Source organism: Colwellia sp. 12G3 (assembly GCF_002836775.1).
Taxonomy (GTDB): domain Bacteria; phylum Pseudomonadota; class Gammaproteobacteria; order Enterobacterales; family Alteromonadaceae; genus Colwellia.
On record NZ_PJAQ01000017.1, the window covers coordinates 52,973 to 76,373 of the forward strand.

22 protein-coding genes, 1 pseudogene and 1 riboswitch are annotated in these 23,401 nt (G+C 36.2%); of the genes and pseudogenes, 8 read left to right on the forward strand and 15 right to left on the reverse strand.

What is annotated here, in order from left to right; all coding sequences use genetic code 11:
• Positions 1-87 precede the first annotated feature (87 nt).
• On the forward strand, positions 88-1,053 hold the full coding sequence (locus tag CXF71_RS05705; protein ID WP_101232004.1) for a tetratricopeptide repeat protein: 966 nt from the start codon (positions 88-90) through the stop codon (positions 1,051-1,053).
• Between the two features lie 126 nt (positions 1,054-1,179).
• Here the strand turns inward: CXF71_RS05705 and CXF71_RS05710 are convergent, their stop codons facing one another.
• On the reverse strand, positions 1,180-2,184 hold the full coding sequence (locus CXF71_RS05710; protein WP_101232005.1) for an adenosine deaminase: 1,005 nt from the start codon (positions 2,182-2,184) through the stop codon (positions 1,180-1,182).
• A gap of 300 nt (positions 2,185-2,484) precedes the next feature.
• On the opposite strand from CXF71_RS05710, the gene CXF71_RS21410 reads away from it, so the two are divergent.
• A complete protein-coding gene (locus CXF71_RS21410; RefSeq protein WP_157826698.1) occupies positions 2,485-2,649 on the forward strand; it encodes a hypothetical protein in 165 nt (54 codons plus the stop codon).
• A gap of 184 nt (positions 2,650-2,833) precedes the next feature.
• Here CXF71_RS21410 and CXF71_RS05715 read toward each other — a convergent pair whose 3' ends face one another.
• The gene (locus tag CXF71_RS05715) at positions 2,834-3,406 is read right to left on the reverse strand and encodes a response regulator (protein ID WP_101232006.1); all 573 of its coding nucleotides are present in this window, start codon (positions 3,404-3,406) and stop codon (positions 2,834-2,836) included.
• A 219-nt stretch (positions 3,407-3,625) separates the two neighbouring features.
• Here CXF71_RS05715 and CXF71_RS05720 point away from each other — a divergent pair, with 219 nt between their 5' ends.
• Positions 3,626-5,614, forward strand: coding sequence for a methyl-accepting chemotaxis protein (locus CXF71_RS05720; RefSeq protein WP_101232007.1), 1,989 nt, complete (start codon positions 3,626-3,628; stop codon positions 5,612-5,614).
• 167 nt (positions 5,615-5,781) lie between these two features.
• On the opposite strand, the gene CXF71_RS05725 is transcribed toward CXF71_RS05720, so the two are convergent.
• Positions 5,782-6,114 carry a PBPRA1643 family SWIM/SEC-C metal-binding motif protein gene (locus CXF71_RS05725; protein ID WP_101232008.1) on the reverse strand — a complete coding sequence of 111 codons (333 nt, stop codon included), beginning with the start codon at positions 6,112-6,114 and terminating at the stop codon, positions 5,782-5,784.
• A 961-nt stretch (positions 6,115-7,075) separates the two neighbouring features.
• Between CXF71_RS05725 and CXF71_RS05730 the strand changes: the two genes are divergently transcribed.
• Positions 7,076-7,351, forward strand: a complete 276-nt coding sequence (locus tag CXF71_RS05730; RefSeq protein WP_101232009.1) for an HU family DNA-binding protein — start codon at positions 7,076-7,078, stop codon at positions 7,349-7,351.
• 259 nt (positions 7,352-7,610) lie between these two features.
• Here CXF71_RS05730 and CXF71_RS05735 read toward each other — a convergent pair whose 3' ends face one another.
• The 5 genes from CXF71_RS05735 to CXF71_RS21930 all read right to left on the reverse strand — a co-directional run bounded on the left by CXF71_RS05735 (position 7,611) and on the right by CXF71_RS21930 (position 11,702).
• On the reverse strand, positions 7,611-8,297 hold the full coding sequence (locus CXF71_RS05735) for a MaoC family dehydratase (RefSeq protein WP_101232010.1): 687 nt from the start codon (positions 8,295-8,297) through the stop codon (positions 7,611-7,613).
• A 199-nt stretch (positions 8,298-8,496) separates the two neighbouring features.
• Positions 8,497-9,954 (reverse strand): 30S ribosomal protein S12 methylthiotransferase RimO, encoded by a 1,458-nt coding sequence (rimO, locus tag CXF71_RS05740; RefSeq protein WP_101232011.1) that lies wholly within the window; start codon positions 9,952-9,954, stop codon positions 8,497-8,499.
• Positions 9,955-10,222: 268 nt separating this feature from the next.
• A complete protein-coding gene (locus CXF71_RS05745) occupies positions 10,223-10,495 on the reverse strand; it encodes a hypothetical protein (RefSeq protein ID WP_101232012.1) in 273 nt (90 codons plus the stop codon).
• Positions 10,496-10,582: 87 nt separating this feature from the next.
• Positions 10,583-10,777, reverse strand: a complete 195-nt coding sequence (locus tag CXF71_RS05750; protein WP_101232013.1) for a hypothetical protein — start codon at positions 10,775-10,777, stop codon at positions 10,583-10,585.
• Between the two features lie 739 nt (positions 10,778-11,516).
• The gene (locus CXF71_RS21930) at positions 11,517-11,702 is read right to left on the reverse strand and encodes a zinc-ribbon domain-containing protein (RefSeq protein WP_157826699.1); all 186 of its coding nucleotides are present in this window, start codon (positions 11,700-11,702) and stop codon (positions 11,517-11,519) included.
• Positions 11,703-11,919: 217 nt separating this feature from the next.
• Between CXF71_RS21930 and CXF71_RS21935 the strand changes: the two are divergent.
• A pseudogene (locus tag CXF71_RS21935) lies at positions 11,920-12,065 on the forward strand (IS3 family transposase); the annotation flags it as partial.
• Between the two features lie 26 nt (positions 12,066-12,091).
• Here the strand turns inward: CXF71_RS21935 and CXF71_RS05760 are convergent.
• Both CXF71_RS05760 and cysK read right to left on the reverse strand, forming a co-directional pair.
• Complete coding sequence (locus CXF71_RS05760) at positions 12,092-12,496, reverse strand: VOC family protein (RefSeq protein WP_101232015.1); 405 nt, start codon at positions 12,494-12,496, stop codon at positions 12,092-12,094.
• 80 nt (positions 12,497-12,576) lie between these two features.
• Entirely contained in the window at positions 12,577-13,515 is a 939-nt protein-coding gene (gene cysK / locus CXF71_RS05765) for a cysteine synthase A (RefSeq protein WP_101232016.1), read from the reverse strand.
• A gap of 199 nt (positions 13,516-13,714) precedes the next feature.
• Between cysK and CXF71_RS05770 the strand changes: the two genes are divergently transcribed.
• Entirely contained in the window at positions 13,715-14,125 is a 411-nt protein-coding gene (locus tag CXF71_RS05770; protein ID WP_101232017.1) for a GNAT family N-acetyltransferase, read from the forward strand.
• Positions 14,126-14,150: 25 nt separating this feature from the next.
• Here the strand turns inward: CXF71_RS05770 and pptA are convergent, their stop codons facing one another.
• The 3 genes from pptA to CXF71_RS21940 form a co-directional block, all read right to left on the reverse strand.
• The gene (pptA, locus tag CXF71_RS05775; RefSeq protein WP_101232018.1) at positions 14,151-14,372 is read right to left on the reverse strand and encodes a tautomerase PptA; all 222 of its coding nucleotides are present in this window, start codon (positions 14,370-14,372) and stop codon (positions 14,151-14,153) included.
• Between the two features lie 28 nt (positions 14,373-14,400).
• The gene (locus tag CXF71_RS05780; protein WP_101232019.1) at positions 14,401-18,216 is read right to left on the reverse strand and encodes an amino acid adenylation domain-containing protein; all 3,816 of its coding nucleotides are present in this window, start codon (positions 18,214-18,216) and stop codon (positions 14,401-14,403) included.
• Between the two features lie 260 nt (positions 18,217-18,476).
• On the reverse strand, positions 18,477-18,650 hold the full coding sequence (locus tag CXF71_RS21940) for a hypothetical protein (protein WP_442871922.1): 174 nt from the start codon (positions 18,648-18,650) through the stop codon (positions 18,477-18,479).
• Between the two features lie 131 nt (positions 18,651-18,781).
• Between CXF71_RS21940 and CXF71_RS05785 the strand changes: the two genes are divergently transcribed.
• Positions 18,782-19,435: a recombinase family protein gene (locus CXF71_RS05785; protein ID WP_157826700.1), complete on the forward strand. Its 654-nt coding sequence runs from the start codon at positions 18,782-18,784 to the stop codon at positions 19,433-19,435.
• A gap of 282 nt (positions 19,436-19,717) precedes the next feature.
• Here the strand turns inward: CXF71_RS05785 and CXF71_RS05790 are convergent, their stop codons facing one another.
• Complete coding sequence (locus CXF71_RS05790; RefSeq protein ID WP_101232021.1) at positions 19,718-22,279, reverse strand: PKD domain-containing protein; 2,562 nt, start codon at positions 22,277-22,279, stop codon at positions 19,718-19,720.
• A 60-nt stretch (positions 22,280-22,339) separates the two neighbouring features.
• A riboswitch (cyclic di-GMP riboswitch) is annotated at positions 22,340-22,425 on the reverse strand.
• Between the two features lie 146 nt (positions 22,426-22,571).
• Positions 22,572-22,703: a hypothetical protein gene (locus CXF71_RS21810; RefSeq protein ID WP_269800798.1), complete on the reverse strand. Its 132-nt coding sequence runs from the start codon at positions 22,701-22,703 to the stop codon at positions 22,572-22,574.
• 517 nt (positions 22,704-23,220) lie between these two features.
• Here CXF71_RS21810 and CXF71_RS21415 point away from each other — a divergent pair.
• Positions 23,221-23,391 (forward strand): hypothetical protein, encoded by a 171-nt coding sequence (locus tag CXF71_RS21415; protein WP_157826701.1) that lies wholly within the window; start codon positions 23,221-23,223, stop codon positions 23,389-23,391.
• Positions 23,392-23,401 lie beyond the last annotated feature (10 nt).

A 23,401-nucleotide genomic window follows, 5' to 3' on the forward strand; every position in this document is an offset into this window, starting at 1 on the left:
TCGAGATTTTGTAATTATTAACATACACCGTTGTACGATGGTTAATGTCTAAGTTTCACCAACGTTATAAACTTGAGAGGACGAAGCATGTTTTTTTGGAAGTCTCAAACTAAACAACTACTTTTTCTAACAAAGTCGGTAACCTTATACTTCTATTTGTTAACTTCCAGCTACGCTAATGCAACGACTTATGATGAATTAGTCAAAATTGAACGTATTTGTGAAAGTTCATCTAATCAATGTTTATTAGTACTCGATGATGCGCTAGCGTCTTCAACATCAAAAAGCAGACAATGGTACCGTATTAAACTTCTTCAATTAGATGCATTATTTACCCTGCAACACTTTGAAAAGCTTTCCTCAGAAATCGAGACTTTACTTAGCTATAGCGCCTTGCCGATGAATTTTTCAGTGTACGTTTATATTTATCATGCAAAACTAAGTTACTCAAACAAAGATATAAAGCCTGCAAAATATTACCTAGATAAAGCCTTAAATTTACTAACACAAATTAATGATAAATATCCCGATCCCATCAGGTTAATTGAAGTCGCCAATCTGCAAATAGCGATGAAAGAGCATGAAAAAGCAAAAATAACCTTATTACAATTGGAGCAAAAATTTAAAGATAGATATCACCCTGTTTTCAAACGTGAACTTTATGCTAATTTAGGACATATCGCTTCCTTTCAAGACGATAAACTACTGCATATAGAATATCGAATAAGCTCATTAAAGTGGGCTAAGGCTGCCAAGAACCAACAACAAATTGGCATTGCTTATAATAATCTTGCTTTTGCCTATCTAAAAGCGGGGGAATATGAAAATGCTGAGACAAACTATACTCAAGCCATTAATATTGCCCAAGAAGAGCAAGATATTATTAATGGCTCTATTAGCCAGATAAGATTAATCAAAGTAATATTTCTTCAAGGGAAAGTAGACAACGCATTGATTCTTTTCAATGAATTACCAACTAATATTGGGGGAGACAAGGAATCTGCGTATTATAATAAACTCTACAGTGCTTTAAAGTTAACGCTAAAACAGTAACTTATTAGCAAGATTTTTTATGACTCTGTCCTTCCCCACCTCCTCCAAGTATCAGGATTCTTATCTTCTATTTATTTTATATATCAGCTATCAGTGTTAAGCCACGAAAGTCATTTAACAACAAGATTAGTACTGTTCTAAATAATTAAGCGTTAACGTTAACAGTCGCTGTTTTTCCTGTTCTGAAATAAAGCTGGCTTTAATGGCATTGAGGGTGAATTGCGCTATTTCAGCTTTCTCCATTGGGTGAACGTCAGCGACCGCATTAAAGTTATCGGTCATGTAACCACCAAAATAGGCGGGGTCATCAGAGTTTATCGTCACGCAAACCCCCTGACGTAATAGCTCAACAATATTGTGCTGAGCCATTTGTTCAAACACTTTTAATTTAGTGTTCGATAAAGGGCAAACAGTAAGCGGAGTTCCCTGTTCTATCAGTTGTGCTAACAAAACCTTGTCTTCGGTGCAACGCACACCATGATCTACTCGATCAACTAGAAGTAACTCTAGGGCATCACGAATATTACTTGCTGGGCCCTCCTCCCCGGCATGAGCGACAGATTTAAAGCCATGTTTGATTGCCTTTTTAAAAACCCGTTCAAACTTACCTACCGGATTACCCAACTCTGATGAGTCTAATCCTACTGCGATAATTTTATCTTGGTGAGCTAGCGCCTGATTGAGCGTTACAAAAGCATCCTCTTCATCTAAGTGCCGTAAGAAACACATGATCAACTGGCTACTGATACCTAACTCTTCTTTTCCTTTAGTCAAGGCCTTGTGAATGCCATTCGTTACCGTTTCAAACGCAATACCTCTTACCGTGTGTGTTTGAGGGTCGAAGAATATCTCAGTGTGTAATACATTATCAGCTTTACAGCGTAATAAGTAAGCCCAAGTTAAGTCATAGAAGTCTTGTTCATGAATAAGAACATTCGCCCCTTGGTAGTAAATATCTAAAAATGATTGCAAGTTATGAAAGTCATAAGCCGCGCTAACTTCTTCATAAGAGTTAAAAGGTATGTCAATATTATTTCTTTTAGCTAATTCGAACATGAGCTCAGGCTCAAGTGTGCCTTCAATATGTAGGTGAAGTTCAACTTTGGGTAAATACTGAATGAATTTTTTCATAATTTATCTCTTAAGCGGAGTTCTAGATAAATAAACAAAATAGTTAAATGCTACTTTGAATACTGAGGAAAATGAAAAACCAAAACATTAAGTGCTAAAGCACAAAACGTTTCGTTAACAAAGGAGAATAACCAAGCAGGTATTGAAAAATCTAGACAATGATAGATAACCTTCAGCGATTAAACCCTATAAATTATCTAATACCTACCCTACTACAAAATTCAAGAGTTTAACGTTTCATGAAATAAAAATTAAGCCATTATGACTAAATAAACGCTACTGTTTAATAATAGAGTATAATTGAATGTTTTATTTTACTTATACCAGTTCCATCAAGTTTATGATCTTGTTGTGCGAAGGAAAAATAACTTAAGGGTAGGCACTTGGTTGACCAATAGCGAGCAATTGGGATTGGGCGCAACGCCGCATTGGAGTATTTTACCTGCACAAATGGGCAATAATTAAATGGCATTGGTATTACACTACCGTATATTGACAACTCCTCTTAAAATGATTATTTCTCTGACTTAAAGCCTCCCCAAGAAAGCTAAACATAAAATAGCTCCTTTAAAACTAAACTATATTAATGTAGAAACTGAACATCATTATTGAAACTATGCTACCTCTGCAGGTAGGCAATTAAATCAAGTCAATTCAAAGCCAACTGTTTTATTAAAACGGAAACATCTATCGGTTTCTTCAAACACGTCTCGGCACCAACTGCTTGAATTTTATCAATCTTGCTTGAGGTGACATCTCCAGAAATAGCAATCACGCGAATATGATTTTGAAGGGGGTTATTCTTTACACGTTGACATATTTGAAAGCCATCTAGCCCCGGCATTTTAAGATCTAACAACATAATACTCGGTGTAAAATCATATAACTTATTCGCCGCATCAAACCCATCTAAACTTATTTCAACGTCAACGTTGCTTATTTCTATTTTTAGAAGAGTCTTGAGGTATTCAGCAAAATCAATATCATCATCAACAATCAATATTTTAGGATTATCACTCGTTTTTGTATTCAGTTGAATATTTTTATTGGCAGCGAATGTTTTTATATCATCAAGTTTAAAACGACGATGCCCACCAGCAGTGACTCTTGCTTTTAAGTGACCACTTTCTGCCCACAAACGAACAGCAGCGGTAGAAACCATAAGCAATTCTGCAACCTCTTTAGGTGTTAAATAGCTTTTCACTGACTTTTTCGCTGACATTTAGAACCCATCGTTGTTAATTTAGCGCCCGAATTATCCGATAACATATAAGAAGCGCTGTAAATTTCAAATAACTTTGCATTATTTAATTGATTAGAAACGATCCAGATCAAACGACTTTGATGTTTGTTGCGAATTTTGCGAATTTCATTGTATTCATATTTTTATTCAGTAAAATTCACCTTCATAAATAACTTAATTATTTCATGGAAGAACCCAATGCGACTTATCGACATCTCTTTTAATAAGAAAATATTTGTTTTATTACTTTTCCCTCTATTGGGTTTTTTAGGCATTGGAATAAATGCCATTATGTCTTCCATCTCTACCAACAATGAAATGGAAAGGCTTGGCAAGTACGCTAAACTGTCATCAGTTTATAGTGAACTCGTGCATGAGTTACAAAAAGAGCGAGGAATGACCGCGGGTTACCTTGGTTCAAAAGGGGATAAATTTTCCGATGAATTACCAAGACAAAGAAATAAAACAGCGAGCAAAATGGATAAAAAATCAACTTATTGGCATAAAAATCAATTTAATAATAAGCAAATTCAACAATTAAATGAAAAGATTAATCAGCGCATAAATATGCTAACTCAAATTAGAAGTAATGTTGATACCTTTTCCATCCCTTTATCTGATGCACTCGCCTTCTACACTACAACCAACGAATTATTGTTAAGTGTTTCAACTATCCTTGCTAAAATCTCTACTAATGCAGAAATAACTAAAGAGGCGGTTGCCTATTATAACTTTCTTCAAGGTAAAGAAAGAGCCGGTATTGAGAGAGCAGTATTAACGGGTACCTTTGCATCTGATAAATTTAATCCTGGCATGTATCAAAAGTTCATTCGATTACTTTCAGAGCAAAACACCTATTTTTATAGTTTTAATGCTATCGCAAATGATGAAAATAAAAGTTACTTCACACAAAAACAAAATGATCCATCAATCAAAGAAGTGACAAAATTACGAAAAATAGCGATAGATAATGCTACCTCTGGCAGTTTTAATGTCGATGCTACTTATTGGTTTGAGCAATCAACCAATAGAATTGGCGTATTAAAAAATATTGAAGATAACTTAAGTCAATCATTATTAACACTGACCAAAGAAACTCAAGAAAAAGCATTTAATACATTACTGTATCTCGTCATATCTTCACTGGTTATTCTGTTATTAGTTGGAGTTATTAGTTTTTATATTATTAAAGAACTACACAGCCAAGTGTCAGATCTGACGTCTGTAATGTCACAAGTCAGTAATGAAAATAACCTAACAGTCAGAGCAAAATTTACCGGCAATAGCGAGTTAGGCCAAATTTCTACTGCGTTAAATTTAACACTTGAAAAATTTTCGGGTGCTATGGACGAAATTTCAACTTCAAGTATAGCGCTGGCAACAGCAGCAGAAGAAACCTCTCAAACGTGTGAACATAACTCACGCTCTTTAGTTGAACAGCAAGACGAAATTACCCTTATTGCCGCAGCAATAGAGGAGTTATCAGCTACAGTGAAGGAAGTTGCTGGCAATACTCAATTAGCCGCTGATTCAGCAAAAGAAGCTGATGAGCAAGCACAAAAAGGCACGGGGGTTGTACAAGAGTCTTACCATTCAATTGAAAGCCTTGCGGCAGAAATAAATAATTTAGCACAAAGGATAACAAGTTTGCATGAGAGTAGTAACAATATCACTAAGGTGGTTGATGTTATTAAATCAGTGGCTGAGCAAACAAATTTACTTGCCTTAAATGCAGCTATTGAAGCGGCAAGAGCTGGTGAACAAGGTCGTGGATTTGCGGTTGTTGCTGATGAAGTGAGAACCTTAGCTCAAAGAACTCAACAATCGACCAGTGAGATTGAAAGCTTTATTTCAGCCCTTCAGTCAGATGCTAACTCAGCATTTAGTGTCATAGAAAACAGTAAAAAGATGGCAGATAAAGCTGTAGAAAACTCAAAAAATGTTGAGAAAACGTTAGGGGATATCACCCATTCCGTCAGTAATATTTTTGCTATGACCGAACAGGTTGCCGTTGCTGTAGAAGAGCAAGCAATGGTTACCCTAGATGTTGCTAAAAATGTGGTTAATATTGAACATAAGTCAATGGAATCGACCACAGGTTCAACACAAATAACGGCGACCGCAAAAGAACAAGCGATGCTTGCGGTAACATTGCAAGATATAACGACGATGTTCAAAATATCCTAGAGACAGTTAAACAGATAGGATATAGCATAGCTATGGATGAACTAGATCAATTAGCTATCATACAGAAAAGGTGAAAGTGTGAGAAGGTATTGATTGTCATCACCAAGGCCACTCAAAAGATATTGATTAGCCTTGGTTTAAAGAAGTGTCGGATAACGGGGATGTTATTAGCCGCAACACTTTTTATATTTTTTGCCACTGTTGCATGAACAAGGATCATTACGGTTCGGCGTTTTGTCGAACGTTGTAGTGGTTATCTTGTTTAGGATCGCGGTAAGTTCAATGATATTTTCATCGATAGCACTATCTACTGTAATGTCAGCAAATAGTTCATTATCAGCAACTAACTTTTCTACTTCTACTTTTCTTTCATCGCTGGTAACTGATAGCGTTAATGGATATTTTTCAGTGCCTAGCTTAGCGGAACGCTTAGTATTATAACCTGTTGTTACATGGTTTTTTCTAGTGTGGATACGCCCTTTGTAATACAGATCGTGCATAATATAACTCCGCTAATTAAATACTTGGTTTGAGCGCGGCAGTATACCGTAAAACGGTAAATAGTCGACGGTTGAATTAAGTAAATTGCCCTTGTTTAGCTTTTATTTTGTTTTTTGCCAACAAACACCTCGTTATCGACAACAACACTGCTTTTTCCTTCTGTTTTTAATAATTAGTGCGTTGTTGTTAAAAACAGAGCTGATATAAAAAGTATCAATGCTCTTTACCCATAAATTCCTCCCATGATAAAAGCACCACCTTCCGTTTAACCTTTAGCAATATCCTGCGATAGTCAGTTTAGGTAAATACCAAGACAATAATGGCATAGTATTAATCGGTTAACTGATGCTCTGAGATAAAATAATACACGCGACATTCATCTTCTATTCATCTTACTACGCGCAGGCCCAAAAGATTACCATGTACTTCTGTTACCACTGTATGTTGTCCTTCTTGATGATTTTTGTCATAGAAAAAATAATCATCCAATCGTAAACTCGATTAAATTTATAAGCGCATTCTGTATTTGAACTCACCCACCAAAGTGAACAATAGAGAGACCTTTTATGTTTAGCTGAATAAACCGATAACCTGGGGAGTGCAGACCAAATTGAACGATAAGTCACTCGGTCATAAAACAGTTCATGCTAACTTTATGGTAGAAATTACCGCTTCAAGATTAATTGTCAACAGCAGCAATGAGCTTGCAGCACTCATAAATATTGTTCTCATTCTATAATTGTATTTTCACTTGTTATCATGAAATTAGTCTCAAAATCGATGTTGTGAACGTCTGCTATCGACTGCTCAAGTCAACTAACCAGCGTACTTTTGACCTCGATAAATACTACAATGTAAAAATAATACTGATTCTCTCTGCTCTAGGGTATTATTTATATTGCTCAATCCACTAATATTTCTTAGTATGTCTGTGATAACAATAATTAAGGAAGAATAATAATGAACAAAAGTGAATTGATAGCAAAAATCGCTGAAGGCGCAGACCTTACAAAAGCGTCTGCTGGTCGTGCGTTAGATAGTTTAATTGCCTCTGTAACAACTGAACTAGCTAGTGGTGGTGATGTAGCATTAGTGGGTTTTGGTACTTACAAAGTAAATGATCGTGCTGCGCGCACTGGTCGTAATCCTCAAACCGGCGCAGAAATTCAAATATCTGCAGCAAAAGTACCAGCTTTTAAAGCGGGCAAAGCATTAAAAGACGCTGTTAACGGTTAATTTTGCTATATTGTTTCAGACACAAAAAAGCCCAACTTTAATTAAGCTGGGCTTTTTTATATTCACTAATCCATCATTAAGGTTAACTTAAACCAAGCAAAGTAAAACAAAGTAAAAGCAATATTAATCTTCTACTCTACTCACAAAAACATCACGTTCAATGGTATGAATTATTTCCAGCCAAATTTTGACATCTGGCTTGGCATATAAATTAACAGGTTAGATTTAAAACTTTAAGCTTTTATTCATAAAAGACGTACTAAAAATATAAACGTAATACGGTTTCAGCCACACAAGCTAAACGCTTACTGTTTTCAACTTCAATACTTACTTCATTAACAACTTCGATACTACGCTTCATAGGAACTAAGTTGACTAATTTAATACTGGCCCTAACTCGCGTACCCGCTTTAACCGGATAAGGAAAGCGTACCTGATTCAAACCAAAGTTAATAACCATCTTGGCTTCTGGATATGGATTATTATCCAAATCAACAGAATTAGTTAATTTGGGAATTAAGGATAAAGTTAAAAAACCGTGAGCTATTGTTGCTTTAAAGGGCGACTCTTTCGCTGCACGAATAGGGTCGGTATGAATCCACTGTTTATCACCGGTGACTTCTGCAAATTGATCAATACACTCTTGCTCTACCGAGTGCCATTCGCCAACAAAGGTTACCGTGTCTATTTTTTCAAGCAGGCTCTTATAGGTTTTTTCTGCTTCTGGTATTTGTTTCAATACCTCCTCTGGTTTGCTTTCTTCTGCATCAACAGGGCTAAATTGAGAGAACCAAGGGTTATTCAGCGTATTTCTAAAAGGCATGGTAATTTTGTTATTGAATAAATCTGATAAGTTCTTAAATTTAGGCTCTAATTTGGCGATAAACTGATCATTTTGGTGTTGTAAATTTCTTCTTTTTTCTCTAATAAACGCTATAACTTTCATATAGTAGCCTTATCAATGCATTGATATCTAAATTTATGTTCTGTTAGTGATTTAAAGTAACTATACCACTACAACATCAGTAAATTATTTAAATGAAGGTTTGTATCAATACCAAATCAGGCTATAGAGTATTTCAACAAGCAAAAGCGGGTAATAATAGTTAGGCTTAATCTGAATCGTTAAGCCTAACTTAAAACTATTAATCCTCTACGCGAACGCCCCAAACATCATGTTCATCGGCATGAATAATTTGCACCCAAATCAGATCGCCAGGCTCAGCATCAAAATCGTCTGACAAATACACTTTGCCATCAACTTCTGGTGCATCCATGTAAGAACGCCCAACAATACCTAGCCCATTAATTTCATCAACAAGAATAAGGTATTCTTGACCAATACGCGCTTGTAATTTATCCGCACTGATTTTCGCTTGTACTGCCATAAAACGTTGTAAGCGTTCTTCCATTACTTCATCTGAAACATGGTCAGGTAACGCATTAGCGGTAGCGCCTTCAACTGGTGAGTATTTAAAACAACCCACACGGTCTAATTGCGCTTCTTCTAAAAATTCTAATAACTCTTCAAACTCTGCTTCAGTTTCACCAGGGAAACCAACAATAAACGTAGAACGAATCACTAATTCTGGACAAATTTCACGCCATTTAGCAATGCGCTCTAATACACGGTCTGAGCTACCAGGACGTTTCATTAATTTTAAAATACGTTTATTGGCATGCTGAAAAGGAATATCTAAATACGGTAATATTTTACCTTCCGCCATAAGAGGAATTATTTTATCAACATGCGGATACGGGTAAACATAATGAAGACGGATCCAAACGCCCTGCTTCGCTAATTCTTCACATAACTGCTGCATATGTGTTTTAACCGGCATGCCATCCCAAAAATCTGTTTTGTGCTTAACATCAACACCGTAAGCAGAAGTATCTTGAGAGATTACCAATAACTCTTTCACCCCAGCTTTTACTAAACGTTGTGCTTCACCTAATACATCACCCACTGGACGTGAGTCTAAATCACCACGCATTGATGGGATAATGCAGAAAGTACAACGGTGATTACAGCCTTCAGATATTTTTAAATAAGCATAATGCTTAGGCGTTAGCTTAACGCCTTGTGGTGGTACTAAATCAATAAAAGGATTATGTTGGGGTTTAGCAACATGCTTATGCACTTGGCTTAAAACTTCATCGTATGCATGAGGCCCAGTAACCCCTAATACATTAGGGTGAAGTTCAATTATTTCGTCTTTCTTAACACCTAAACAACCAGTAACCAACACTTTACCATTGGCGGCTAATGCTTCACCGATAGTATCTAAAGATTCTTGCACTGCCGAATCAATAAAACCACAAGTATTTACAATCACTAATTCAGCATCATCATAGCTATTAGTTACATCGTAACCTTCGGTGCGCAGCTGGGTAAGAATACGCTCAGAATCAACTAAATTTTTTGGACAGCCGAGACTTACGAAGCCTACCTTGGGAGCGCGATTTGACTCTAGATGCGATTTAACAACTTCTTGATGTTGTGCTTCAATCATTTTAGAGGGAATGTCTAACGTCGTTGTTTGGCTTTCGGCAGAGTTACTGCTTTTCTTTGGTGTTTGCGGGTCGAATTGTTCTACGGTCATATGTGTCTCAACTTACTCTTATCGTGTAACTGGTGCTTTTACTAATGAAGAGCAGCGTCATAAATGGTGGTTTAACTGCCTTTATCGCAAATTCAATATTACTAGGAATTAGCGCTTAGGTAGTTGTTTAATGCGTGGGATTATACAGGAATGTTGAGACAGGATGAATAAATGTTTTACTCATCATTTTGTTAGCCAAACATAGACTTTAACTCTTGTGAATAATTAAACATAGTCAGCTTATTAATAGTATCTGTTATAGAGACTATTAATATTTATTGATTAAAGGGTAATCCTTCCAAGCAATCTTAATTGCAACAATAGGTTCAAGACCGTTCGTCACACAACAAGCGACCTTTAAAGCTCTGTGGATTGTTCTTTCATTTTGCTCATGGAATTCTACCCCGTCACAATGTTCAACAAAAGCACTTAATGTCAATGGATTATTTGTATACTGACGAGAACTAAAATGATGAATTTCAACAAACCAGTTATCGATTCCTAATTTAGTCCACTTTTTATGCATTACTTGTAATAACACTGGCTTAATCCAACTTTATTTAACCTATCGTCATGCGACCACGAAAGTTTAAAATATTGATACCTAACAGTGTCTCTTTGTGATTTTTTACTTAGTAACATTAAAAATTTCTTCCAGCTTATCGATGTAAACCTTAGGTACTGTTTTTTTTGACTCTAAATTTTGTTGAATCTTGGTAAGTTCAATTTTAGTTTGAAATGCAAAAACTGATGTTTGAATATGATTTGCTCTTAATAGGCGCTTAAATGCTGGACCCGTAATACTATGTGTATGTTTAATCATTGAATTAAGATCCCCTTATTTTACAACCACATCTAACAGCTAATATTAAATATTGCCGTATGAAGCGCTTGCTACTATCGCAGTTAAAGCACAATCGTTTGAATTGTTTAAGACTTTATGGACGGTGATTTTTCGCTTATTAACTTTCGTTAATGTTTACCATCCGAAATATGCGGCGCATTGTAATCAAGTGTAACCAAGAAGTCTGTTACCTTTTTGTAACGGCGCCATGTTGACTACTCATTCGGCAGCTTCTAATACTAGGTGTTTTTGGATTTTGCATTGCGAAATGACTTAGCGTTTAACTTGGATGAATTAAGGACTATTAAAGCGTCATAAGTGGTGGTTTAACTGTCTTAAATGCAAAATCAGGGGCTTTGCTAAGGCAGTTGTTAATGCGTGGGATTATTCGGGAATGCCTGTTAGTGTGGAATAACTAACGGTATTGAATAAAAATCAACGATTCTATGACCGTTTAATGGGTTATCTTAAAATGGAATAATTAAAAAAACAGTACGAAATGTTTCAAAACACTTAGCATTTTTTATAATACAGTCTCAGCGGGCCTGATTTATACTTAACTCTGATTAGCTTTGCCACTCTGGATGTTAGCAACAACTCTATAGTCTATAGTCTATAGCTTGACTTACTGCTTTTTGATTAGATCTAACCTTCATTATATCTCTTATAGAAACCATCCTAGGTTGGGTTAATATCATAATATCTATAGAGATTAGTTTTAGGTTACGTCTCCATCACGCTTACATTTACGCTTACATTTACATTTACGTTTACGTTTACGTTTATAACATTGGGGACATCCAATTTCACCAACAGACCTACTAAACGGAATAGCTTGCCATTCGTGATTCTTATAGGGCTTCCACCAATATTTTTTCCGTGAACCATGTGTAACATCAAACACACTGATGTTATTTTTTTAATATGCCACTTACTTACTAACTCAGGATTTTTTACTCCTAAGTTATATTCATTAGAAACTTTTTTCTGCGAGCAATAAGGGGATTCTATGGTTATATTACAAACATTATGAACTCCTCTCTGCCAAGAGTGCCCTTGAGGGCATAACCACCATTGCTGCAAGTCACTTTTGAATTATTAACGATCACTTTATACCATTGATGAGCCGACGGGTTACTTGTCATGATAATGCGGTAGTAGAAAATTTTCGCCACCATTAAAAAGGGAGATATACTCGACCCGCAATGAAGCGTATGGTGAGACATTTAATTTTATAGAAATGTTCTACACTCTAAAAAATCGTCACTGACATATAGACGGTGTTTCACCTATTTAAGTTCGGCATCTCAATTCCACACTATTACCTTCAGGGTCTTGTATATAAATTGAATTTCCTTCTCCTTGTGCCCCATACCGACTTTCAAATTCACCCACGTCTATCCCACTTTTTTGAAGGAAATTAATAATATCTTGTTCTGGAACTGACCTAATTTGTAAGCAAAAATGATCGACATTTCTTTCTGTTTTGCTTGGCGGACCGCCACCAACAGCGCCAAGCCGGCTATTAACGACAACTAAATCGATAAGTGCGCTACCCGCTCGAAGTTGAGTAAGGCCGGTCTCTACGGGTGTCTCTCGCTCAATGGTACAGCTTAATACGTTTGTATAGAAATCTATCATTTCCTTCAGTTTGGTTGTTCTTAATACGATGTGGTCTATTGCTAGGACTTCCAACATTACTATCTCCTTTAAATACTTACTAACAGAGTCAACCATTATATAACGCTTTACTCTCGAGTTATGTTTAATGTACGTTATTAAAGTTCGTCAACATCCCACAAAGGCGTACTTAAATAACGTTCTCCGCCAGATGGAAACAAGGTAATAATATTTTTACCTTCATTTTCAGGTCGCTTGGCTAGCTCAATGGCACCGTAAAGTGATGCGCCTGTTGAAATTCCACCAAAAACGCCTTCTTCACGAAGTAAAAAACGTGACATGGTAAACGCATCTTGGTCTTGAATAATAATGGCTTCATCAATTAACGAAACGTCAGTCGTTTTAGCAATAAAGCCAGCATTTAACCCTTGAATTTTATGAAGGCCAGGTTCGCCACCTGATAATAAAGCACAATTTTCAGGCTCTACAGCGACAATTTTGATAAGAGGATTTTGTTCTTTTAGATATCGCCCTACGCCAGAAATGGTACCACCTGTTCCCAGCCCGGTAACAAACATATCTACATCACCTTCCATATCTCGCCAAATTTCCATACCTGTCGTTTCATAATGAGCTTGAGGATTAGCCATATTATCAAATTGCATTGGAGACCAAGCATTCGGTATTATTTCTAGTAATTCTTTTACTTTTGCTATAACCGCGGCGAAGCCTTCAGTTCCTGGCGTTCTAACTACTTCAACGCCCTGAGCTTTGAGCACTTTAACGCGTTCAATGCTCATCGTATCAGCGAGCACTACTATGGTTCGGTACCCCATTTGCTTCGCAACGAGACCTAAGCCAATACCCGTATTACCAGAGGTAGCTTCTATAATTACCGATTTACCTGGTTCAATGAGCCCATCTCTTTCTGCATTTTCTATCATTGATAATGCAACACGATCTTTAACGCTAGACATCGGGTTATACATTTCTAATTTGGCGTAAATATTTCCAGGTAAATGATTAGAAATTTTATTCAATTTAATCATTGGTGTATTACCAATTAACTCGATAATATTATTATAAATTTTTGTCATTTTTTTCTCTTAATCACTGCCAAAGTTGCTTGGCTAATAGTTAATTTTATAAGCGCTAACTATGAACTAACTATACGCTTCTAAGTTGAATCCAACTGCGCTATTATTTCATTTTATAAATGATATATGTAACGTTACTATTTAATACAATAGCTTACACTCTAATAATTACTAATATTTTAGCTAAGGGCAAAACTCAATGAATGATTACCTGTTAAAAGAAACTATCTTAGATAGCCAAACAGTCATACAATTACGCTCTTCGGTTGGTTGGGATAGCTTAAGCGAGCCAACGTTAACCAAAGCGCTTTCTAATTCAATTTTCTTTGCCAGTATTTGGCATCAAGGCCAAGCTGTTGCTATGGGTCGCATTGTTGGTGATGGCCATCAATATTTTTATCTCCAAGATATGATTGTTGACCCTGCCCATCAAAAAATGGGATTGTGTCAACGTATCACAGAACATTTAGTCTACAAGGTAAAAAGCATTGCGGAACCTGGCGCCTTTTTTGGTTTAATGGCTGCTGCAAATGTTGCAGGTGTTTATCAAAAATATGGTTTTGTTGAACGCCCTGCCAATATGCCTGGCATGGTGATGCCCATCAATTAATTTTTGCGACAGCTTAAACACTTGATTAATAATCAGGTTTTTTAATTAAGGTATCTTTTCGCCCGACAATTTCTGGAATGTACACTTGCTCATTCCACATATCTGGTTCTACTGGCTCTACTGCAATTGAGATGACACTTTCATCACAACCAACGACTTTAGTGACAGCTTCTGTGATACTTTTAGCCAAAGCAATATGTTGTTCTTCAGTGAGTGAAGGGAAATGTTTAATATTTATATGTGGCATTATTATTCCTTTAAATCAAAATGATTAACTATAAAACAGCGACAAGTTGGTCAATATTTGTTTTAAGCATGGTGTAATGGTTTGCTTCAATTTGTTCTATAACTGGCTCAATAGTAGAAAACACATCATTATTTTCAATAAATGAATAGTCGTCTCCCGTCGCTTTTATGATTTTAATAGGCGCCTTCAATTGTCGCTGCTTAAGTTCGTTAAACGAGTAGGTAAATTCGAAAGTCATCGTAACTATATCGATAATCCGCATAACTAAACCTGTGTCTAATTGGTTATTCAACCCACAAATAAAGTGAATAAACTTTTCTTTAGTATCAACAACCGCTAAACACTCGACTAATGAATTACCCTTTATTGTCCCCATAAATACCGAATACAATATAGTTAGAAATTTTTTGTTCGTAAAGGTTGCTTCGTTATCTTTAATTGAGTGTTGTTCGTCTGCTACTGTGGGTGATCCTGGAGCAATTAAGTATAAGTTTTCAACGATATCACCGGCTTGCTCTAATTGATAACAAGCCTCAAAAGCAACACGCGCACCAAATGAATACCCCCATAAGGTATAAGGACCATCCCCCTGATGTTGCTTTATCATAGCAACATCTTTGGCAGCCATTTCACTTATCGTTTTATAAGGGGTTTCTCCGGTATTAATACCGTATGCTTGCACACCAAAAAAATCTCGCTCGGTACCCAATTTTTCAGATAATAAGCGTAAATTCATACAATAACCTCCTAATCCTGGCCAGCAGTATATGGGGTTGCGCTTTCCTTGATTCTGAAAAGGGATTAAACGCGATGTTAAATTATTATCTTCTTTACTAATAACTTGTGCTAATTTTTGAATGGTAGGGGACGAAAAAACTATTTGTAACGGTAAGTCGCAATATAACGTTGTATTAATTTTATTGATAACACTAACAGCGATGAGTGAATTTCCACCAAGCTCAAAGAAGTCAGCATTCACTGAAATTGAGTCTCTTTTCAGTCCTTTTTTCCAAATGTCTAACACTGCACGCTCAACCTCATTAGAAGGTTCTATATGTTCCTCACGGATACAATCCATCTCCAACATAAGCAACGCATTTATATCTATTTTTCCATTAACCGTTAAGGGCATTTTATCGATAACTTTAATGCTATTTGGCATCATATAGCTGGGTAGAAACTTGACCAAATCATCTTGAATTATTTCTGATGGTCCTTTCATATGCACTAAATCTTCATTCATTCCATCACTTTGTATTTGTATATCGCTAATACGACCGCCAATGAAGAAATATGACGGTCCTACATCTTTATTGAGAATATACTTAATTCGCGTAGCTGATGGTAAGTTATTACCCGTTTTTGAGCTGTAGCCAGAAGACATGAAACCAATATTTAAATCGTTCATTTGCAGTGACTGTAACTTACGACCTAAGTTGATGTATCCCAACCAGTCTTCATCCGATGTACTTATAACGGAAATACCAAATGAAGCTCTTTCATAAACAGATTGATTTATAGCAATCACATGCTTTTTTAAAATTATCTCACTCGAGATGAAGGATAACTGACCCTTTTCATACAAATACTTACCCGCTTTAAGATCAGATACTTGTCCTGGATGTGCTTGTAAATACAAACTGACATCATCATTCATAACGTCTTTTGTACCAGATACAATAGTAAAGCTTCCAAGGTAATAATCGTGCTGATCAACGTCAAAAAACTGCATTGTTTCAGGCAAATAATCACTCGATTTAATACTTAAACCATAAGTTGGTAAGATATTTTCGAAATAACCAACCATATGGCCAGCTTCCATTTCTAATACTTCTACAATGTTATGTTTATAAATAGGTTCAATGGCCGATTTTTTACCGACAAAATGTATTTTACATTGTATTGTGCCACTGTCTTCTTTCTCAGCAACCAATACCAGTTGGTGATGTACTGGATGGTAATAGTAATAACCAGGGGCAAGATTACCAATACCATTTATTTCAAAATACATTTGAGTTGCATACAAGGCACCTGGTGACGCATAACCATATTTAGGTAATAACCTTTTCTCTGAAAGGTACTGTCCAAAATATCGTAGAATTTCACCAAAATCAGCATAAGTAATGTCAGATAACTGACTATAATATTCGTAGTTTATTTTACGATTAAGAGCGTTAAGGATATCTTGCTTAGTGATCTTTCCACCATCAAAAAAACGATAACTCTTACGTGAAAAAACTAGCTTACGCTGTTTTTCTAAAGGTATTTTACCTGGTAAATTAATTGTCGATTTATTTAGATTTTCAGTATCTTGGCGACAACCTATATTGGTTAGCTGCATTTTCACTTGGCTACGACTTTGCTTAGATTGATGATGGGAATCATGGTTGCCTTGATCCATCAACGCCGCTTCTCTCGGATTTAATTCAATCATAGAGATAAGGTTTTGGTAACCGGTATACTGGTCTTTCTTTAGAAATACCGCCGCGTTATTTACCCAATTGTGCGTTTCTATTATGGATTTAATTTCGTCTAGTTCAACACGATATCCTCGAAGCTTGACCTGATTATCAACTCGTCCTGAATATTGCACTGTTCCATTTACATTCCAATACGCTAGATCACCTGTTTTGTATAGGGTTTGGGCTATTTCTTCGCCATCAAAAAAATGCGTAATAAAACGTTCAGCAGTTAAATCTTCACGATGCAAGTAACCTCTAGCTAAGCCTACACCGGCAATATAAAGCTCACCTATATCTCCAACAGCTACCGATTTCTTGTCTTTATCAAGAATATAATACTGTGTATTTTGTATCGGTGTACCAATAGAAATAGTATCTGCGCTATTTTTAATGTCTTTACTATCAAAAATATGAGCCGAACTGTTGATAGTACACTCAGTAGGTCCATATAAATTAATAATACGACAATTAGGTAATTGCTCTGATAGTTCAATGGCAAGGTGTTTTGACAACGCTTCACCACCACTAAATATTTGATTGAGGGTAAAACATTGCGTAAACTTTTCAACGTCAAGTAATGCCAGCAGCAAAGTAGGCACGCCTTGCAACATTGATACGCCATGACGGATCATAGTATCTACCAGTTTCTCTGGATTCTTATAGATACCAGGGTCACCCATTACAACAAGTGCTCCACAACATGAAGCTAAAATCTCCCACTGAGCGGCATCAAAACTCATTGGTGTTTTCTGTAAAATGACACTTTTATAATCTAATGAAAATTTAGTCGATAACCAATCCATTTGGTTGGCAATACTTCTATGCTCAATCATAACCCCTTTGGGTTGACCAGTACTGCCCGAAGTATAAATTACATACGCTAAGTTATGAGATGAAGCATGCTGTGTCAGCATATAATATTGAGGTTTTTGATTCGTTCTATAAAAGTAATTGATCTGTGAAAATGATATTAAGACTACGTCATCTAAAAAATCATCTGAAACCAAGCTAGCCAAGCGTTCAATCAACCCATCTTGCACGACAATAATTTTACACTGACTGTTTTCAAGCATGTACCTTAATCGGTCATCAGGATATTCTGGTGACAAAGGTAAATAGGCCGCGCCTGATTCTAAAATCCCCCATACTCCAACCATTAGTTCAATAGAGGGCTCTACAAATAAACCAACGCATTCATCTAGCCGCACGCCCTGCTGCTGTAAATATAATGCAAGCGTTAAACTTTTTTCACCAAGCTGTTGATAAGTGATGTCGCTACCTTGGAAGGAAACCGCGGTATTTGGTCCGTGTTGCTCTATTTGGCGGCGAAATAAGTCAACAATATTATCGTTATTGTGGAAAATAGGTTTTAACTGCGTCACGTATTTTATATCCTAATTTTGTATTGATAAGCCCACTAATCTCATTCGTAGTGTCAGAGAGTATTCCTTTTGGTGTGTCCAAATATTGACTAATACCATCAATATTAAGTTGTTATCCGTACTATTTAAACAAGCAAGCGAGATAAATAAACTATTTATCTATTCAAATGCCTTTAGTTAACATAAACACTATTTATAGCTCAAATGGCTTATTAAAAGCTATATATAGTAATCTAATACGTTACTTTTAAAAAAATGGATCACAATTTATAGGTATAAAAAAACGAAACTTGATGGGTGATGTGATTATATTTGAAAGACTTTTCTTGCTGATATTGTAAGGTTTTAAGACTTGATTTTTCCTCGGTAGTTGAGCTATACCGGCCCCCGATAATTAGTAAATAGTAGTCACAGTAATCGATAATTCGTTTTATGAACTCCCATTGCTACTCAATCAATAGGCATTAGATAAAATCAACAGCATTAAGCAAAGTTCACAATGCGAACCATTCACTCAAAGCATTTTTCAAAGTTATATTGTCGAATTTGTGGCCGAGTTAGATTGATGTCAGTATTAGCCACAACTCACAGCAACATTCACGGGTTTATGCCCTCAACTATAACTAAATGCTATAGCTACATAAAATGGTCAAGCGATAAACAAGCCAAAGGCACTACTCTTGAGCGTCAGTTGAAAACAGCACAAGAAATTGCTGATGATAACAGTCTTGAGTTAGTTGAGATTATTGACAGTGGCATTAGTGCATTTAAAGGTAAAAATACTAAAGATGGGGAGTTAGGTCACTTTATTGATGCTGTGCACAATGGGCTAATACCTTGTGAAAGTTGGCTTGTTGTGGAGAATATTGACCGTTTGTCGCGTCAGGCAATTATAAGTGCGCAACGACTGTTTATGACGTTCTTAGAGCTTGGTTTGACTGTGGTTACAGGTATGGATAAAAAGATTTATACCGAACAATCTGTGACCGATAACCCAATGGAATTAATGTATAGCATTATGCTGTTTAGTCGCGCGCACGATGAATCTGCTAAAAAATCTAAACGTACCTATGGTAATGCTTTAAGTATTATCGACAAATACAATAACGGCGAGCGTAGTGATGATGGTTATGCCATAGCTATTAAATCTGTCGGCACTGATATGTGGTGGTCTGATTGCTCTGAATCATTCATATCTACAAATAGAGTTTATTATTAAAATTTTTTGTCATACGTTCTAACACCTGTAGAGTAACTAGCTAACTACAGCGGCTTTTCCATTCAGTCCACTAAGAGCTTTACGCATTCACACTATATTGTTGAATTACTGATTTTTTTGGTGTTTTCGGGTCGCAATTGTTCTACGGTCATAGGTGTCTTAACTTACTATTAATAGAATAAAGGTGTATCGATGATTTAGCTATAGGTTACATTTTTTGAGATAAAAATTGTAACCTATAGTATGAGGAGATAATCAATAGAATCACCTCCTCAAAAAATTCTAATTATTACCTTTTTGGAAAGGCTGGTAAAAGTTAGTTCTTTCGGTAATATAAAAATCATTGAGGTCACTACTAGGTGCCCCTCTATCCCATAGTTGATTATCAATACTGAGTGTCTCTTTGACATAAGAACGCTGACCGTGTTTAAGTATCACTTCCCATGTTCTATATTCATAAAAATAGCAGTTTGCGTCCACTTTAAAATCACAATTAGACCAATCAACACCGTTAATATCATCCCAGGTGTAGGTAACAGTCATAATTATTTTATCACCTTCATCGTACCACCTTGTCGGTATACTGCGAGTAACCGTTAAACCATCGACAGATGTTCTATTTTTACCACCGGTACCATCTTCATTAAGTTCAAAGTAAAAACCATCAAAAAATGCATTGTATTTCGGTTGGCTAACGCTAAAGCCGTGATCCAATTTACCAATAAAGCCTTCTATTTTCCCTGTGGGTCTATTGACCGTTACCGCCATATCTTGATATTGATAAAAGGTTGCATCTTTATTATAAAGCGCAAAAACAGATGCCCCACCCATTCGATCAGAACGGTCATCGTACATTTTTAACCAACTGATGGTATAACCAGAATTAAAGGTCATTTGTAATAGGCCGTCATTATCAATAACCCAAGTAAACGCAGCATTATTATCTTCAACAACTGTACCTGTGCCATTGTCTGAAAATTGATATTCCATAGCACGTGTTAATGAGTCTAAATTTTTGTAATCAGCAATTGCAGATTCAGAATAATGTTCAAATACGATCGATTTGTTCGCTAAGTCTTGTTCTTGCCAAGCTTCTAAATCATCGGCATTGAAAAGTGTTAAGTGGGTGTCTTCATCTCCACCGAAGCCTTCGACCTCAACACCGTTTAATGTACATATTGAATCCCTTGAACTTGTCTTGATAACTTTTTTAGCGCCATTTTTCCAGCTAGAGACTATATCGAATTGATCGCTAATGGGTTCGAAGTCGCAATTAACTATCTCATTGCCAAACCAAAAGCTTTGGCTATACCCTTCCGAGTCTGAAGTATCGACCACAATTTTTTTATCGACGACTTCCCAATGAGAAATTTTTGTTTCTGTTTGGTTAGTAAAAGTAAAGACTCCATCTTCGCCAAATACATATGACTGTTGGAAAGGTATACCTTTACGTATTGTGCCTTGGGTAGCGGCTAATGTGCCATAATACGTTGTACCTATATCTAAGAATTTTTCCACTTCTTTATTATTGTTTGCTTTTTGTTCTGCTAACAACTGGTCGAATATCGCTTTACCATCTTCGTCAGCAAAAATATTAGCGAGGTATTGAGTAATACTGATCAAGCCATTTTCCGTTTCAACTTGCTGATTGTTTTGCGCGGCATAATTTAATGCTGTAGCAATTTCTAACAGTAACTCAGCATCAATACTTTTATATTTTTTCTGGAATTCTTTTGAGTCGATATAATCAATAGAAATGAAGTCTTCTTCACCAAATAAAGAAATTAAATATTCAGATTCTGACGTCGTTAGCCCATCAATATTTGCAGATGCCGTAGCTACGGCATCATTATTACTATCGCTTTCAGCTAATAAACGCTTAGACATCACAGTATTCGATTTAGAATTCTGTGGCAGTAGATCAATATCTTGAGTAGGTAATAATATTTCATTAAATAAAGCGGTACGAGACAAGTTGATGTGACTTTGCGAATCAGTGCCACTTGCCTTTATTTGGTAAGCATAGTTCTCATTCCTCAGTGCAACAGCTAACTCAAGGGTATAATCACCATTTGCATCTGCCGAGGTATTAAAAATTTGATCATTAATTTCAAAAGCAATTGCCGAGTTAACAAGCGCTGCACCGTTGAGGTTGGCATTACCAGAAAGTGAAATGTTGTGATGAGTGTTAACTAAATCAAAATTAACCAACTGCTCGACTTCTTCACCATCATCATCCGTTGCTATTAAACGTAATTGACCGACTTCATCTTGACCAATCTTCGGTGTATCAATTGATACGGTTGCTTTATCACTATCTGCAAGCGTAATAGCTTTACCTGAAACTTGCTCCCAACGAATACTGGCAATTTCACCATCTTCATCAGCAATAACTGCATCAATGTTAAACTCACCGTTTTCAGTAAAGCTTTGAGCTGATATGGACTCAATGGTAGGTAAGCGATTATTTAATAAGTTAACGGTAACATTGGTGCTTGCTGTAGCCCCATCATCATCAGTCGATGTTACTTTAAGTATAATTGACGCATCTTCATTTAATTCAGGGGCTGAAAAACTAACGGTAGCTGCATCTACATTTGACAACTCAACACTTGTACCATCAGTTTGAGTCCATGCGTAACTTGAAATTGAACCGTCAGAATCAGTTGCACTAGCTGTAATTGTTAGTGACTTACCTTCTTTAATTGACCGAGTATCAATATTAGCAATTTGTGGAGCAAGGTTTGCAAGTTCTTTCGGGATAGATTCGCTTTCATCGCTCCCACAAGCTGATAAAGCAAGCGAAGTAGCTATTGCGACTGAAGATTTAAAGATGTGAGACATTTATACCTCTTTTTTTAGGTAAAATGATCTACATAGGTGTGATTAAAATATGTCCGTATACTTTGTAACCCCACGACCGTATGTAAAACACTTAGGCTGGTAGTTTTGCGCACATTAACTTTTGCTAATGGTTGCCCTTAAATATATAGCTAGCAGTGTAACAGAATGTAATTGAGATATTTGTTATTACTTTGTAAATAACCTCGACCATACATCCATTCATTTCGGTTGTCCTTTCATCCGAGTCGACACTACAATACGAAATAACAGTAGTATTAGGGAAGCCCTTACTTTAGGTACTCGTAGTTTCAGAGCTCTTACCTTGAGATAGAGCCCTCTTTGCTTTCTCCATCAGCTTTAAATGCTTTTCTATTGCACGGATTTTAAGCTGAGAAAGTGTTAATTCTTTTTGGGTAGTAGTCATGATATCGCCTCAGTTGTTATGTTTAGCCCTAAATCACTTTATGGCAAAGGACAAGGGTTAGCGCATTTAATGAAAGTACTTAACTTAGAATCGGTACTGCATTTTATTGCCATACTGTAATGTATTATGTATTTCAAATTATTAGAGAAGTTCATTTATAGCTTATCCACATTTTAACCACCGAGTAACAACAAGCAGTTAAACGCCATCGCCACTCAGAAACTATATATACATAAGACCGTAAACAAATGTAGTAATTCGTTACTACGAAGCAATAGTAAGCCCTGTCGTTTACCCAGTCCAATTACATAAAATCATCACGGATATGCACCAGTTGCATATCCCTGTCAAATAAAGACATGCTGGTAGTTTCGGTTGATTAAACCTCTAATCCGAAAATAACTTGCGCTTATTGCTACTCAATCAATAGGCATTAGATGAAATCAACAGCATTAAGCAAAGTTCACAATGCGAACCATTCACTCAAAGCATTTTTCAAAGTTATATTGTTGAATTTGTGGCCAATGTTGATGGCTATACCATAGCGATTAAGTCTGTGGGCACTAAAATGTGGTTTTCTGTTTGTTCAGATGGTAGCGTTAAAAAGCATCCTATTTACTTACCTATCGCACAACAGATTAATTTGGCAAGCTTAGGCTTTTCTTATATTAATGTAACATTACTTTAGATAGTACAGG